The sequence below is a fragment of the Prevotella sp. MGM2 genome (assembly GCF_002933955.1).
Taxonomy (GTDB): domain Bacteria; phylum Bacteroidota; class Bacteroidia; order Bacteroidales; family Bacteroidaceae; genus Alloprevotella.
Map to the genome: position 1 here is coordinate 1 of NZ_BEWW01000226.1, position 553 is coordinate 553.

The following is a 553-nucleotide window of genomic DNA, read 5'->3' on the forward strand; positions in this document are numbered from 1 at the left end:
GCGACAAGCTGGAGGTAGTGGAAGAGATGACAGGAGAGGTCAGGAAGGCGGAAGTGTTCGTCGCCATACTCCCTTTCAGCCACTCCACTTACTTCGAGGCCGTATGGTCTCAGCGCAAGGAGGACTTGATCAAGGCCTGTCAGAACGCGTTCGAATACTTCGGGGGCGTAACTGCCGCCATCGTGCCCGACAACCTGAAGGCGGCGGTAAAGACAAGCGCCCGCAACGAGCCGGTGATCAACGAGGAGTTCGCGGCCTTCGCCGAACACTACGGATGCGCCGTATATCCTGCCCGGGTTCGCCATCCCAAAGACAAGGCTCTGGTGGAAAACGCCGTCAAGCTTCTGTATCAATCCGTATATTTTGACATTGAGGGTATGGCCTTTCCGTCGCTGGACGAATTGAATACGGCTATCCACATATTGCTGCACGACTTCAACGAAAAACTGACGGCCGGACGGAAGATGTCGCGCAAAGACATGCTCCTGCAGGGTGAAAAGGACTTTCTGCGGCCTCTTCCCGAAAAACCGTTTGTCCTCAGAGAGCGCAAGCT

Annotated in this window: 1 protein-coding gene; it reads left to right on the forward strand. The window is 55.5% G+C overall.

Going from position 1 to position 553, the window contains the following annotated elements; genetic code table 11:
* Positions 1–553 (forward strand): IS21 family transposase (gene istA / locus C5S62_RS05690; RefSeq protein WP_110877794.1); only part of this gene is annotated, 553 nt, incomplete at both ends.